Source organism: Arthrobacter sp. MMS18-M83, assembly GCF_026683955.1.
Classification (GTDB): domain Bacteria; phylum Actinomycetota; class Actinomycetes; order Actinomycetales; family Micrococcaceae; genus Arthrobacter.
Map to the genome: position 1 here is coordinate 1423604 of NZ_CP113343.1, position 13089 is coordinate 1436692.

Below are 13089 nucleotides of genomic sequence, written 5' to 3' on the forward strand. Positions count from 1 at the left end.
TCCTTCTGTTTCTGGGGAAACGGCTTGGTTAGAGGAGATCGTCGAGGTCGTCGACCACGAACGTTGCACCGGCGTCGAGCAGGGTCTGGTGGCCGGCCCCGCGGTCCACCCCGATCACCGCGCGGAAGTTACCGGCGCTGCCGGCCTGCACGCCGGACACTGCGTCCTCGACGACCACGCAGCCCGCGGCGGGAACGTCCAGCAGCGCGGCGGCGTAACGGAAAGTGGCGGGGTCCGGCTTGCCGGGAAGCCCGACGGCGGCCGCCACCTGGCCGTCGACCACCACTGGGAAGTAGCCATCCAGTCCGGCCGCCTTCAGGACGGCGGGCGCGTTCCGGGATGAGGATACGACGGCGAGCTTGAGTCCCAGCTCCAATGCGGCGTGGATGAAGCGGACGGAGCCCGCGTAGGGCTCGACGCCGCGCGAATCCACGATCTCGTTGAAGATTCGGTTCTTGCGGTTGCCCAGGCCCTGCACGCTGGTGTTGGCGGGATCGTCGTCGGTGGGTCCTTCCGGCAAGCTGATTCCACGGGAGGTGAGGAAATCCCGAACACCGTCGAAGCGCGGCTTGCCATCGATGTGGTCGAAGTAGTCACTCTCCTGGTAGGCGTCCGGGTGGCCGGCTTCCGTCAGGTAGCCGTCGAAGAGCTCCTGCCAGGCCTGTTCATGCACGACGGCGGTGGGCGTCAGCACGCCGTCGAGGTCGAAAAGGAGCGCGGCAGCGCCGGTCCAGGCAGTTTTCTGGGTTGCTCGGGTATCAGTCATGGTGTGCAGTGGTCCGTTCAGCGCTGGCGGCGCGTGGTTTTGCGTTCAATGAGCTTGGTGTCGAGGAAATGGTTGGAGGGTTCGTTGGGGGCGTCGGCGTTCTGGAGGCGGTCAACGAGTAGGTTGGCAGCGAAAGCACCTTGGTCCGCCACCGGCTGCGCCACTGTGCTCAGTCCAAGGAACCAACTCATGGGGTGGTTGTCGATTCCAATCACGGAGACATTCTTCGGCGCGGACAGTCCGTGCTCCCGCATGGCCATCAGGGCTCCGAAGGCCGCCTCATCACAATCCGCGAAGACCGCCGTGGGAAGGCTTCTGTGGGCAATGAGTTCGTTCATGGCTTTGCGGCCGCCGTCGATGGTGGAATCCGAGTTGATGACCAAGTCCGGATGAACGGTCAGGTGATGGTCTTTCAATGCCCGGCCGAATCCCTTGAGCCTGTCGCTGGACGTCAGCACGGAATTCTCCCGGGTTTCGCGACCGGAAAGGACCGCCAAATCCCAATGCCCCAGCCCCAAAAGGTGCGAGGTGGCCTGCCAAGCCGCAAGTTCGTCGTCGATCCCTACGTTGTCCCACGGTACGGAAGTCATCCCTACGCTTGCAACTGCAAGGCCGGATGCGGCAAGGAGGGCAACCTCGTATTCGCTCAAGTCAACGTTGAGGAGCAACACGCCGTCCACGCGTTGGGAGAGGCCAAGGAGGTCGCCGAAGATCTTACGTTTGACGCTCGACTTGCCCCGCAGGCTGATCAAAACAGTGTCGAAACCGCTGTCTCCGAACACTTCCTCGGCTGCCTCGACGGCCTGGGCGAAGAACCAAGCCGTGGCTGTGGGGGCGATGATCGCGATGGAACCAGTACTTCCGCCGGCCAAGCGGGCTGCGGCGGAGGATGCCTTGTAGCCGAGTTTGGCGCCGGCGTCGGCCACTTTTGCTTGTGCTTTTTCGGACACGTTCGGCAGGTTCCGCAGAGCGCGTGAAACGGTGCAGATGGACAAGCCTGAGAGGACGGCGACGTCCTGAATTGTCACGCGTTGAGCCTTAACCATTCAACACGGCCTCAACCCTTTCATCTTCTGGATTAGGCGGGACATCCGTGCACCGCCGAAGAAGAGTGTAAGCGCTTACAATTTTGGCAATCAAGAGTTGTTTTGCAGCGTCACTGAATGTGACGCGGACCTCACCTCAGTGGAGAACGTAGTACTTCAGAAACGCGCTGACATCAGCCATTTCCGGGGCCTCGATCCGATGCCCCATACCGGGGTAGGTTCGCGCGGTGAGGGCGGTGTTTTTGTCGAGCCATTCCGCCGTGTGCTCAATTGCATCACTGAAGATCACCGGATCAGCCTTGTCCCTGCCCCAGAAGAACGGCGGCGGCGAGTCGAAGGATTCACTGAGGGCCAGAAGCTCGTTTTCCAGGACGAATCCGGAGAGGCCCACGGTCGCCTTGAAGCCTTCCGGACGAAGCCGCAGGAGGGTACTGGCCATGGCCATGCCCTGGGAATAGCCCAGGAGGCTGACGCTGCTGTGGTTGCGTTTGACCGAGTCAATCCAGGCGAACACCTTGTTGGTGGCGGTGATGACGTCGGCGAAGTCGTTGGCCAGGAAGTAATCCAGCAGGAACCAGCCATAGTGGTCGCCGATCGGCATGGGCCCACGGAGCGCGGCGCAGGTGAATTCTTTAGGGAGCTGTGGGAAGAGATTCACCATTCGTTGCTCGTCCGTACCGTATCCGTGCATCATCACAAGCAGCGGAGTCCCGGCGCGCTCACTTTCCGGTTTGGACCAGGCGACTGTTTCCATGGAAAGAGCCTATGTTGATGGGCCCGCCGGCGCCGTCGAAATCGCCGGAACGCGCCCGGGTCGCCGAAAGGCTCGGGCGAGCCGGCACGGTTCCGGCGAGCTCGCGCAGTCGGCGGCCCCATCTTCGCCTGGCCTCGCTGGGTTGCCCCACCGCAACGGAGGCAGGAAGTCCTGCCTCCGTTGTCCGCGTTTAGGCCGCTGCTCGCAGGCGCACGGCGATGTATTGCCGGCCGGGCAGTTCAATGCGGAAGCGGCCTTCGAAGGTGTCCGGAAGCGTCTCCACCGTCATGTTCCATGTGTCGATGATGTCGATCTGGAACCGGATACCCGGGGGCATGACGAACCGCCGGTACGTGGGCTGGTTGAAGCCGAAGTAGATCAGCTCGTATTCGTCCTTGATGCCCGCACTCGGGGCGTCCCAGTGGCCGGGCAGGGGTTCGAGGTGGCCTTCGGGGCTTTTCTTCAGGATGCGTCGCAGGAATCCGATACGGTCCGGGCTGGTGCCGCGCAGCTTCCCGCCCTTGGCCCACCAGAGGATGTCCCCGGGATGGACATAGGTCTCGCCGTGTCCGACGTACCCGCCGCGGACGGCGCCTTCCCAGAACCGGCGGGTCATTTCCTCGCCGGTGATGTTGCCCCACCCTTGGTCGATGTTCCCTTCGTACGCGCACTCGTCGATGACGATGGGCTTCCGCCATTCCTGCCGCCACTCGGTTATCATTTCAGCGGTCTTGTAGATGTCCAGCCGCTGGATGCTGCAGTGCGTGATCCACGGACGGGAGTGGTCATACACCTCGCGGCAGTTGTGGATGGAAAGCAGGTGCTTGTTCGGATCGTTCTCCTGAACGATCGCGGCGAAGCGTTCCCAGTCCTCGATAGTCTTCTCGAACATGAGGTCGAACTCGTTGGCCAGCGACCACCAAATGTTCCGATGGGATGCCAGACGCGCGGTGACGTACTTGACGTATAGGTCATCGGCCGCCGCGTTCATGGTCGAAAAACCCCAGCGGTCGTAGGCATGGAAGAGGATCAGGTCGGCCTCGATCCCGAGATCGTCCAACTGTCCGATCCGCTTCTCGAGATGCCGGTAGTAGACGGGGTTCGGCCGGTTGTAGTCGAAACCGCCCTCAGGGCTCCCCTCGAAGGGGTAGATCTCGGGCTCGTTTTCGTTGAACAAGTAGGACTTCGGGAAGACGCACATGCGCATCTTGTTGAAGGGCCCGCCCTCCAGGGTATGCAGTGTCTGTTCCTCAAGTGCTTCGCCTTGGTGCGTCCAGGCGTAGGAAGTCGTACCAACGGGAAGATACGGTGTCCCGTCCTCGTAAGCGAAGTGGAAAGTGTCGGCTACCCGGACCACCCCGCGGACATCCGGACCCGCGGGCTCCGCGGTGAAGCGTCCCGTGATGGCATCCAGGGACGCAGCGTTGCTGCTGGTCGTGAAGGACCACTCCCCCTCGGCCGGAACCAGCAGTCGGATCCGGTACGTGCCTTCGCCGTCGTAGAAACCGGGAACCGTCAGAGTCCCGCCGCTGGAGGTGAAGTCGGCTGCGAGGTCGACGTCCGTGAACGGATTGCCGTGAGAGGGGCCTTGCAAGGCGATCTCATACCTTTGCCATTTCCGCGTCTCGGTTGCGAAGTCAGCCCGGGCGCTGCCGTGCTCCACCGACGCAGGCTCGTAATCGGCTACCGGCTCACGGTGGCGGACGGATCGGTCCGGCACGGGGGAAGGGTGCAAGGCCTCTATTTTTGCAAGGATCTCGGCCTTTTTCGCCGGGTCGTTGCGCACGGACTCCTCGGTTCCAAGGATCAGACCAAGCTGGTAATGGTAGAGGGTGTGCAGCAGCGGGTTGGCTGGAAGTTCGGGCACGTGGCGGGCAAGGATCTCGTGTCCGGCCGGGTCTCGCATGACCTCAAAGAGCGGGGTTGAAGCGGTGAAGGTCGCCATGATGGCCTTTCTTCGGTGAAATTTCTGGGACGGACGGCAGGGTCAGCCCTTGACGGCTCCGGTGAACGTGCCTTGGACGAAGTAGCGCTGGAACAGCAGATAGATGATGACCACCGGGAGGATCGACATGATGGTGAAGGCGTTCAGTGGCCCGTAGGAGCTGGTGAACTGGGACTGGAATCCCTGGATTGCCAGGGGTACCGTCTGCGATGCCTTGTTCTGCAGGATGACCAGCGCGATGGCGTATTCATTCCAGGTCGAGACGAAATCCAAGATGAACAAGGCGGCAAGGGCCGGTTTGGACAAGGGCAGGATGATCTGTAAGAACAGCCGCCAGTTTCCGCCTCCGTCGACCCGCACACTCTCGTCGATTTCCTTTGGGACGGCGCTGAAGAACCCGTACAAAATGAAGATCTGATAGGGCAGGCCGAAGCCGATGTAAGGAAGGATCACGCCGATCGGATTGTTGAGCAAGCCCAAGTCCAGAATGACGCGGAACAACGGGCCGAGGGCCACCTGGATTGGCACCATGGAACCCATGGCGAAGGCGGCGAGGAGCGCTCGGCTGTACTTGAACTTGATGCGTGAGAGAGCGAAAGCTGCGGCCGCGGATATCAACAGGCCGATCGGAACCTTGATGAGGGCGATCAGCAGGCTGTTCCCGCCGGCGGTGAGCAGGTTGCCTGTCTGCAGGGCCTTGGCGTAGTTCGCCCATTCGGCACTGGAGGGGAAGGAAAACGAGGAAGTCGAGAAGATCTGGTCCTCGGATTTCAGGGATGTGAAGATCACGAAGACAAGCGGCATGGCCCAGGCAAGCATCGCCACGAACAGGGCGATCCACAGTCCGGCGCGGATGTAATCGGCGTTGCGACGGGGACTGTGGCTCCTTTCGGAGCGCTTGGCGCGGCTGAGTGTCAGGGTGCTCATTAGTCTTCGTTTCCTTTGGTCGACCAGATCATGTAGGGGACGACGAGGGCCAGCGTTATGAGGAGGAGGATCGTCGCGGTGGCGTTGCCGAGTCCGAAGTCGTGGTTGAGGAAGGACTGCGTGTAGGACCAGAGAGCCAAGACCTGGGACTTCTGGGCCGGGCCGCCGCCGGTCATGCCTACCACCAGGTCGAAGACCTTGATGGAGTTCACAATCGTCAGGACCAAGACGACTACCACAGTCGGACGCAGTGCCGGGAAGGTGACGTGCCGGAAGACGCCCCAGGCGTTTGCCCCGTCAAGGCGGGCCGATTCAACGAGTTCCTTGGACACACTTTGCAACCCGGCAAGGAACAACACCATATTCAGGCCGGCGATCTGCCAGACGAAGGCCGCGAAAATGGCGTAGATCGCGACTTTGGGGTCACTAAGGAATGTCGTCCCCGAGCCGTCTCCAATATGCAGCGCCTTGGAAATGTCCGAGAACACGCCGTAGTTGGGGTTGTACATCCAGCGCCACATGTTCGCGATGGCAATAGGGGCCAGGACGCCCGGAATGTAAAACACTGAGCGGAACACATTCCGCCCGAAGACGGGACGGTTCAGCGCGAGGGCCATCACGAGACCAAGCGTGGTGGGGATGACCAGTGAGAGGAGTACCCAGACGATGCTGTTTTGTACGGCTGTCCAGAACACCGGATCTTTGGTGAAGAGCCGGACGTAGTTCTGGAATCCGACGAAGACCTGCTGGTCGGTAGTGAAGCCGGACCATTTGTACAGGCTAAGGCGAATGGCGCTGAACATGGGGCCGATAACGAAGACCACATAAGCCGCCAAGGCTGGGGCGAGGAAGGGAAGTGCGGCCACGAATCCGCCGCTGGCAATGCGCTTCCACATTGGTCTTTTGGGAGATCGCCGCGGTTTCTGCTCCGGTATGTCGGAGAGGCGCGTAGCTGTGAGCTTGGTCAAGAGAGGTCGCCTTTGGTCTTTGGTGCGGTCAGGGGTGCCGGCTGCGGACACGGACACCGCGTCCGCAGCCGACAGCAACGGCTAGTTGCTCGAATCCAGGAACTTCTGGAACTCCGAGCCCGCCTTGGCAGGATCCAACCCGCCCGTGGCGACGAGGTTCTGGATCCTCCAATACTCGGTCGTTGCCGACTGGGAGAGGTTTTGATCGTTGTTCATGTACAGGCCCTTGGCGTCCTTGAAGATGCCGTCCCAGGACTTACCCAAGGCGTTCGCCGTCGTCGACGGAGTGACGTCTTTGTTGACGGACTGGGTGCCAAATGTTCCGAGAACCTGCTGCTGGACCTTGGTGGAAGTGAGGTAGTCCAGGAACTTCGCGGCGGCATCCTTGTGCGGGCTGTCCTTGCCGATGTACTCGGCTTCTTCAAACCCGTACAGCCGCCCGGTTCCGGACGGGAGCGGGAAGACGCCGAAGTCATCCATGTTGACCTTCTGGTCGGAAATGTTCTTGTTGAACCAGTCGCCTTCCAGCGCCATGGCTGCCCTGCCGGTGTAGAACAGTGCCGAGGATTCGTCGTTGTTTATGCCGATGAAACCCGGGTTCAGGTAGTCCTTGGACCATTTTGCGAGGTTGGTGAAGGACTTCGTCACGCAGTCTTCCTGCCCCCAATTGGCCTTGTTGCTGACAAGCTGGTCGAACTTGGCCGAACCGCAGTAGCCCTCCAGGAAAGTGTCAAGCAGGCGCATCACGTGCCAGTTGACCGTACCGCCGAACTCGATCGGGGTGATCCCTGCGGACTTGAGCTTTGCTGCCGCGCCGTTGAGTTCATCGATGGTGGTTGGCAGCTCGGTGATTCCGGCCTTGGCGAAGAGGGTCTTGTTGTAGTAGATGCCCTCACCGTTGAGCTTCCACGGGACTCCCTGGAATCCGCCATACTGCTTGACCGGGTTCAACGCGGCGGAAGTGAATCGGCTTTCCCAGTTGTACTGCTTGTAGTAATCCGCGAGATCTGCGCTGGCGTTGGCCTTCACGAGCTCCCCGCCAAGGCCCGGACCGGCCCAGTAGTTGTAGATATCTGGAGCCGCAGACGTTCCAATGGCTGTACGGAGGGCGTCCTTGTGGGCGTCGACCGCCCGCGACGTCCGCTCGATCTTGATCGTCGGGTTAGCGGCTTCAAAGTCCGAAATAAGCTTGTTGATCTGGTCGTCAGCGCTCGGCGCCGACTGGTTCAGGGTCCACCAGGTAACAACCGTCTTGCCCGAGCTGTCGGCGGCGCTGGAGCTCACTCCGGCCCCGCAACCGGCCAACAGGGCAAGGGCGGCCAGTGCGGCTACGCCTTTGGCTAGCAAACGCATCGTCGCGTCCTTTCGTAGGTTAGTTGAGGGCTCTTTCGTCACGGGATACCTCGACCGAAGCCTTCCTCAGAGCACTCGGGTGTGACGTGGCCCATAACGAGTATGTGGGTTATCGATAACTCACGTCAACCGGTTGACCAATTTATTTAGTGATATACGAGCTAGACCCCCGAGATGCCGGGAACTGCTTACCCTTCGTCTTGCTCCAAGCCTTAATGGGTGTTGTCCCGGGCGCCTACGCAGGTGATCGTAAACTTGCAGTGGATGGGAGCACTTATCCAATCGGTTCCTGTCGCCCCAAACCTCGTGGACGATAACCGGCGGCCCCACGGCGTCAGGTGACAGACTGCGCGAAAGTTTGTGGACACTTGGCGAAAGCAAGGACGGCGACACGGCCCAGCATGGCGGACGTCGGTAGACTGGCCAACGTCTCAACCCAGACTGTGTCCCGCTATTTCACAGGGGTCGGTCATGTGCGGGCCGAAACGCGGGAGCGCATCGCAGCTGCCATCGAAGAATTGGGATACGTACCAAATCAATCCGCCCGCACTCTTCGCACGAGCAGGACGAACTCTGTAGGCGTCTTGACTATGGGCGCATTCAACTACGGGAGCGCAAGTGTGCTCACAGGGCTGGGGTTCGCTGCTCGCGAAGCCGATGTCACGCTCACTATCGCTCAGCTCGATCTCGACTTCGAAGCGAAGAACTGGGAAGTCGAGGCGCGGCGGGCTCTCTCCCACTTCAAGTCGGTACAAGTTGACGGGATAGTGCTGTCTACGCCGCTGCCGGGCCTCGAGAAGCTGCTCACCGGTTGGGACCAATCAACGCCCTTGATCACGGTTTCCGAACTGCCATTTGCGGACGAAGGCTCCGCAGGCACCCATTCGCACGCTGCCGGCTGGGATGCGACCCACCACCTGATCGAGTTGGGACACCGGGAAATCTTGCATGTCGCCGGCCCTTCGACTCGCAATGAAGCATTCGAGCGTGAGCGCGGCTATCGCGACGCAATGCAGAGCGTCGGCCTCACACCCCGAGTGCTCGATGTCGCAAAGGACTGGTCCTCGGTTTCCGGATATCGCGCCGGAGAACTCGCAGATCCGACCACGTTCACGGCTGTCTTCGCAAGCAACGACGAAATTGCGCTCGGCTTCATGAGCGCCCTGGAAAGACGGGGCAATCGAGCACCTCGGGACTTTTCAATCGTGGGGGTTGACGACATGCCTGCTGCCGCTTACTTCTCACCTCCGTTGACCACTATGCGACTTGACTTCCGGGCGCTGGGCATCGCAACTTTCAAGATGCTCCACCATCAGATCCTCACGGGAGAACGGGCTCCGCACTACGTTGTGGAGCCCGTTCTCGTGATTCGTGATTCGACGTCACGCATCACACAGCGGAGAGAGGCATAGCAAGGTCAAAACGCAAAGAAGGAGAAGGGCATGACGGGCAATTTCATTGCGAGCTCATCCATCGTGATCCACGCGAGCGCCGATCGCGTGTGGTCCGTACTCACCGACCCCCGGCCATCAAGGAGTTCATGTTCGGAACCGATGTTTTCACCGACTGGACAGTGGGCGGCCCCATTGCTTGGCGCGGCATCTGGAAGGGCAAGGCGTATGAAGACAAGGGCGTCATCCTCGAATTCGAGCCGGGGAGGCGGCTGGTAAACACCCATTTCAGCCCGCTGTCCGGCCAAGACGACGAGCCTGGAAACTATCACACCCTGACGTGGACGCTGGAGCCTGAAGGAGAGGCTACCAAGCTGACCCTGACCCAGGACAACAACGCCAGCCCCGATGAAGCCGCACATTCGAAGGGCATGTGGGACAACCTCGTTGCGAGCGTCAAGAATATCGCTGAGCGAAGCTAAGCACAGCCCCGAACCAGGCCGGCCGGGGGCTCAGGCCGCCTAAGGGTCTGGGCGCTTACGGCTGGAAATGCGAAACTGGCGTTTCGCTCGTCAAAGATTTGACAAGAGATTCCGCAACATCCCTCAACTTCTGGTTCCTGCCGTTTGAGGCCTTGGTCAGAATCCTGAAGGCCTCTTCCTGGCTGCACCTGTTCTGGCCCATGATGACGCCAGTTGCCAGATCGATGGCGGTCCGGGAACGCATGGCCTGCTCGAGGTCCTCTGCACGTTGTTGCCTGGCACCGATCCGAACCGCCAGCCTCAAAGCCTTTTCCGCTTGGCTTGCGAATAGTTCGCAGCTGCGGATGGAGGCTTTATCGAAGGCATCGCGCTGCCGGGCGAACAGGTTGATCGCCGCCGTCGCACCCTCTTCCAGTCCCAATGGGACGCAGAGCACAGCAAAATGCCCGCGCTCCGCGATGGTGGTGCAGTATTCAGGCCACTGCGAGTCTGCGGACGTGTCCGAAACGAGGACGGTCTTCCCGGTCCTCATCGCCTCCAAACACGGTCCGTCTCCGTAAGCTTGCTGCACCTCGTCAATGAGGCGGGCTTCGTGGCTGCTTCCGGCGACCGTCATCGAACGGCGTCGTCGGCTCAGGGTGACCCCGCACAGGACGTCCCGGCCCCGCGCAGCAGACACTGACGACGCCGTGAACACCGCAAGGTCTTCGAGGAAGCCACTGACGTCCTCACTGTCGATGACCAAATCCTGGAGCTGCCCCACCACCGAGGCGTCCAGGCTCATTTCGTCCATGGCTCAGTCTAGGAGCAGCGGGGCAGCAATGGAGGAAAAGTGCTTCCCAATTCAGTGTCCACCGCTTGGACAAACTTTCCGTCGGGGTTGCGCACCAGGGATGTGGAGTGCACAATTCTTCTACAGTCCGCGCAGACCGCCGGACAGGGTCGAGTCTTCGGCCTATTTCGCTCAAGCAGCCGGGCGCCATTTTCATTCAACATGAAGGTGCTGCCCCATGAGCAAATGCCTGATACCGAGGCGGAGCTAGTCGATGTCGACTATCTCAGAATCCCCGGTACCTCGCGAGCCTCGTCAGTCCGGCGTCCTTCCCTTGTGGTGTAGCGGTTGTGGCACAGACACGCACCTGCACATCGAATCCATCCAGGCCCAGACTCCGCGGTCTTCCCAACGGCTCGCCGTGTTCTACACGTGTATGTCTTGCGGGTTTTCCTACAGCCACCCAGCCACTGTCCAGCAGGCGGGGGCCATCCTGAATCGTCGGGGGATTCAGGATGGCCCCCTGGAGTTCGGAAACCCTTCTCCACACCAAGATCTTGAGATGCAGATGCGGCTTCGAGTTGGAAATACCTGCCTAGCCGCATTGCAGCATTAGCCCAGATTTTTCATCTGCCGCTGGTGGGCCGGCCGGGGGCGGCGTTGATCGCTGATCGGCTGTGATCTGGATTTTGGCGGGGCTGGAGTGGCCCTGGTGCCGCCGGGATCGGCGCGGATTTCCACTTCTCCGTTGGGTGTTTGTTCTGTGTCGTGGCGGTTGGAACCTTGGACCTGGCTACGTAGGCTTTGCCGGGGCGCTTTTCAGTCGCGCTGGGAGGTCTTTGATCCGGTCCAGCAGGACGGTGATGAGCTGTTTCTCCGGTGCCCTGTCTGGCAGGAGCAAGGTCCTCCGGCGGGCGCGGGTGATGATTTTCCCGGCGGTCGCGAAGAGCCGGTAGCGCCAGCGTTTGATGTCCCAGGACCTGGCGTGGTGGCCTTCCGGGAGGGCGGTGAGCTGCAGCCAGGAGGTGAGGTTCAATGCCAGGGCGGCGATGTTGGCCCAGGCCTGGTTCGCGGCGAAATCGTAGAACGGCAGCTTGCCCAGGCCGGTGTTCTTCAGGGTCTTGATCCGGTTCTCGCACCGGCCCCGGGCCCGGTGCCGGGCATCCAGGAACGGTCCGTGCCAGCGCGGTGCGTTCGTCAGGAACGCGGTGATGCGGTGCCCGTCCAGATCCAGCAGGGTCGGGGCCGCGCCGGGGTGCAGCGGCTCGGCCCGCAGGTAGATGTTCGTGCCCGGCGGGTAGTCCTTCAGCGGGATCACTTCGGTGGCGTTGATGACCCACGCGTTCGTGCGGTCGGTCCCGTGCTGGTCCAGGGCCGGTTGCCAGTACTGTTTGTCGTTGATCCAGTCGATCATGTGGGCTTTGGCTGCCGGGACCGGATACGAGACGGAGAACTGCACGCCCAAGGAGTGCAGGTGCCAGAGGAACTTCCGCGAGGCGCCGGCACTGTCGGTGCGGACCAGGATCCTCTGCCCGTCCAGCTTCCCATCGGGGAAGAAGCTCTCGGGCAACTGGGCCGTGGCGGTCTCGAAGACACGGATATGGTCATCGGCGCTGTTCGCCCCCGCGCTGCCGGGCCGCAACACGCAGGCGAGGATTTCCCCGGTGCCGTTGCCCGTGCCGTAATCGATGCTGGCGATGAACGGGGAGAAACCGTACCCGCCTTTGTACGTGCCCGCGGCCAGTTCCTTGTCACTGTGCGAGGTCACCAACGTGGCATCCAAGTCAACGATCAAGGGATCGGCGGCGGTTGCCTGGCCGCCGGGTTCGAAGTTCCCTGCAGCGTCCCAGGCCCTGGACCGCAGTTCCCGGGTCAGGGTCTCGAAGCCGTAGCTGAACAGTTCGGGGTTGGCGACGGTGCGTTCGAAAAACCGGGACACGGTCGCGTTCGAGGGCACCGGCCCGAAGATCCCGGGCGAGGAACGCAGCATGTCCAGGTCGCTGACGTGCTCGCCGCCGCCAGCGAGCATCAGGGCCAGGGAAGCGATGAGCCGGCCGGGCCGGTGTCGGGCGCCGGAAGGAGCGAACTGGCCAAGCCGGTCCTCGCAGAGTCCGCGGAAACCCAGCGCGTCGATCAATTCCGTCAGAATCTTCGTTCCGGCGTGGGACACCAGTGACTGGCCGGTGAAGCCAACCGCTGCAGCAGGGAAAAGCCGGGTAAAATGATGCATCGAAAGGGTGCTCCTCACGATCAGGAAAATATGGCGTCGAATACCACTATTTTCCCAGCTCAGAGCACCCTTTCACTGCTTTAACGCGCCACTCGCGCCAGCTGGCCACGAAAACCCCGGGTTAGCGAGGGAAGCATCATGAAGCTCGAAAGTACACAGAACCGACGCCCCGAAGGCGACCCCCAGCAAAAGTCGGACCAACTGGACAGACAAAGAAGCAGGCAGCGCAAGGAAGGGGACTCCTCTCCGCAGCTCCGCTTGCCGGACCCGCCCGACCCTGACAACCTCCCCGTCGACTACCCCGGCCGCAGCGAGACCGAGTGGCCGTAGGGCACGTTCCGGTCCGGCGTGTTTTTGGGGCCTGTCGTGCCCGCCCGCCTGTCGGATTCTGCTGGATCACTCCAGTATCCAAACTCGTTGCCCCCGCCATTCCGGGGCCCGCGAGCAGGGATCTT

12 protein-coding genes and 1 pseudogene are annotated in these 13089 nt (G+C 61.5%); 4 read left to right on the forward strand and 9 right to left on the reverse strand.

Annotated elements, in window-relative coordinates:
* Positions 1-28: 28 nt before the first annotated feature.
* From OW521_RS06690 to OW521_RS06720, 7 genes are all read right to left on the reverse strand, one after another.
* Complete coding sequence (locus OW521_RS06690; protein ID WP_268023968.1) at positions 29-766, reverse strand: HAD family hydrolase; 738 nt, start codon at positions 764-766, stop codon at positions 29-31.
* Between the two features lie 17 nt (positions 767-783).
* Positions 784-1794, reverse strand: a complete 1011-nt coding sequence (locus OW521_RS06695) for a LacI family DNA-binding transcriptional regulator (RefSeq protein ID WP_268023969.1) — start codon at positions 1792-1794, stop codon at positions 784-786.
* A gap of 154 nt (positions 1795-1948) precedes the next feature.
* The gene (locus OW521_RS06700) at positions 1949-2566 is read right to left on the reverse strand and encodes an alpha/beta hydrolase (RefSeq protein WP_268023970.1); all 618 of its coding nucleotides are present in this window, start codon (positions 2564-2566) and stop codon (positions 1949-1951) included.
* Positions 2567-2756: 190 nt separating this feature from the next.
* On the reverse strand, positions 2757-4511 hold the full coding sequence (locus tag OW521_RS06705) for a DUF5605 domain-containing protein (protein WP_268023971.1): 1755 nt from the start codon (positions 4509-4511) through the stop codon (positions 2757-2759).
* A gap of 42 nt (positions 4512-4553) precedes the next feature.
* Positions 4554-5438: a carbohydrate ABC transporter permease gene (locus OW521_RS06710; RefSeq protein ID WP_268023973.1), complete on the reverse strand. Its 885-nt coding sequence runs from the start codon at positions 5436-5438 to the stop codon at positions 4554-4556.
* Entirely contained in the window at positions 5438-6334 is an 897-nt protein-coding gene (locus OW521_RS06715) for a carbohydrate ABC transporter permease (protein ID WP_268023974.1), read from the reverse strand. The genes OW521_RS06710 and OW521_RS06715 overlap by 1 nt, the downstream gene beginning before the upstream one ends.
* 153 nt (positions 6335-6487) lie before the next feature.
* On the reverse strand, positions 6488-7759 hold the full coding sequence (locus OW521_RS06720; RefSeq protein ID WP_268023975.1) for an ABC transporter substrate-binding protein: 1272 nt from the start codon (positions 7757-7759) through the stop codon (positions 6488-6490).
* Between the two features lie 401 nt (positions 7760-8160).
* Between OW521_RS06720 and OW521_RS24365 the strand changes: the two are divergent.
* The 3 genes and pseudogenes from OW521_RS24365 to OW521_RS06730 all read left to right on the forward strand — a co-directional run.
* Positions 8161-8235 (forward strand): annotated as a pseudogene (locus tag OW521_RS24365) (LacI family DNA-binding transcriptional regulator); the annotation flags it as partial.
* Positions 8236-8349: 114 nt separating this feature from the next.
* Positions 8350-9171 carry a substrate-binding domain-containing protein gene (locus OW521_RS06725; protein WP_268023976.1) on the forward strand — a complete coding sequence of 274 codons (822 nt, stop codon included), beginning with the start codon at positions 8350-8352 and terminating at the stop codon, positions 9169-9171.
* Positions 9172-9299: 128 nt separating this feature from the next.
* Complete coding sequence (locus OW521_RS06730) at positions 9300-9632, forward strand: SRPBCC domain-containing protein (protein ID WP_268023978.1); 333 nt, start codon at positions 9300-9302, stop codon at positions 9630-9632.
* A 55-nt stretch (positions 9633-9687) separates the two neighbouring features.
* Here OW521_RS06730 and OW521_RS06735 read toward each other — a convergent pair whose 3' ends face one another.
* Both OW521_RS06735 and OW521_RS06740 read right to left on the reverse strand, forming a co-directional pair.
* Complete coding sequence (locus OW521_RS06735) at positions 9688-10425, reverse strand: GAF and ANTAR domain-containing protein (protein ID WP_268023980.1); 738 nt, start codon at positions 10423-10425, stop codon at positions 9688-9690.
* A gap of 772 nt (positions 10426-11197) precedes the next feature.
* Positions 11198-12634 (reverse strand): IS1380 family transposase, encoded by a 1437-nt coding sequence (locus tag OW521_RS06740; protein WP_268020240.1) that lies wholly within the window; start codon positions 12632-12634, stop codon positions 11198-11200.
* 138 nt (positions 12635-12772) lie between these two features.
* Here OW521_RS06740 and OW521_RS06745 point away from each other — a divergent pair, with 138 nt between their 5' ends.
* Positions 12773-12964, forward strand: coding sequence for a hypothetical protein (locus OW521_RS06745; RefSeq protein ID WP_268023982.1), 192 nt, complete (start codon positions 12773-12775; stop codon positions 12962-12964).
* The last annotated feature ends 125 nt before the right edge of the window (positions 12965-13089 follow it).

Bases quoted from the DNA above. Each gene is read 5' to 3' on its own strand.
- OW521_RS06690 (WP_268023968.1), bottom strand. From the start codon at position 766: ATGACTGATACCCGAGCAACCCAGAAAACTGCCTGGACCGGCGCTGCC.
- OW521_RS06700 (WP_268023970.1), bottom strand. From the start codon at position 2,566: ATGGAAACAGTCGCCTGGTCCAAACCGGAAAGTGAGCGCGCCGGGACT.
- OW521_RS06705 (WP_268023971.1), bottom strand. From the start codon at position 4,511: ATGGCGACCTTCACCGCTTCAACCCCGCTCTTTGAGGTCATGCGAGAC.
- OW521_RS06710 (WP_268023973.1), bottom strand. From the start codon at position 5,438: ATGAGCACCCTGACACTCAGCCGCGCCAAGCGCTCCGAAAGGAGCCAC.
- OW521_RS06715 (WP_268023974.1), bottom strand. From the start codon at position 6,334: ATGTGGAAGCGCATTGCCAGCGGCGGATTCGTGGCCGCACTTCCCTTC.
- OW521_RS06720 (WP_268023975.1), bottom strand. From the start codon at position 7,759: ATGCGTTTGCTAGCCAAAGGCGTAGCCGCACTGGCCGCCCTTGCCCTG.
- OW521_RS06725 (WP_268023976.1), top strand. From the start codon at position 8,350: ATGGGCGCATTCAACTACGGGAGCGCAAGTGTGCTCACAGGGCTGGGG.
- OW521_RS06730 (WP_268023978.1), top strand. From the start codon at position 9,300: ATGTTCGGAACCGATGTTTTCACCGACTGGACAGTGGGCGGCCCCATT.
- OW521_RS06735 (WP_268023980.1), bottom strand. From the start codon at position 10,425: ATGGACGAAATGAGCCTGGACGCCTCGGTGGTGGGGCAGCTCCAGGAT.
- OW521_RS06740 (WP_268020240.1), bottom strand. From the start codon at position 12,634: ATGCATCATTTTACCCGGCTTTTCCCTGCTGCAGCGGTTGGCTTCACC.
- OW521_RS06745 (WP_268023982.1), top strand. From the start codon at position 12,773: ATGAAGCTCGAAAGTACACAGAACCGACGCCCCGAAGGCGACCCCCAG.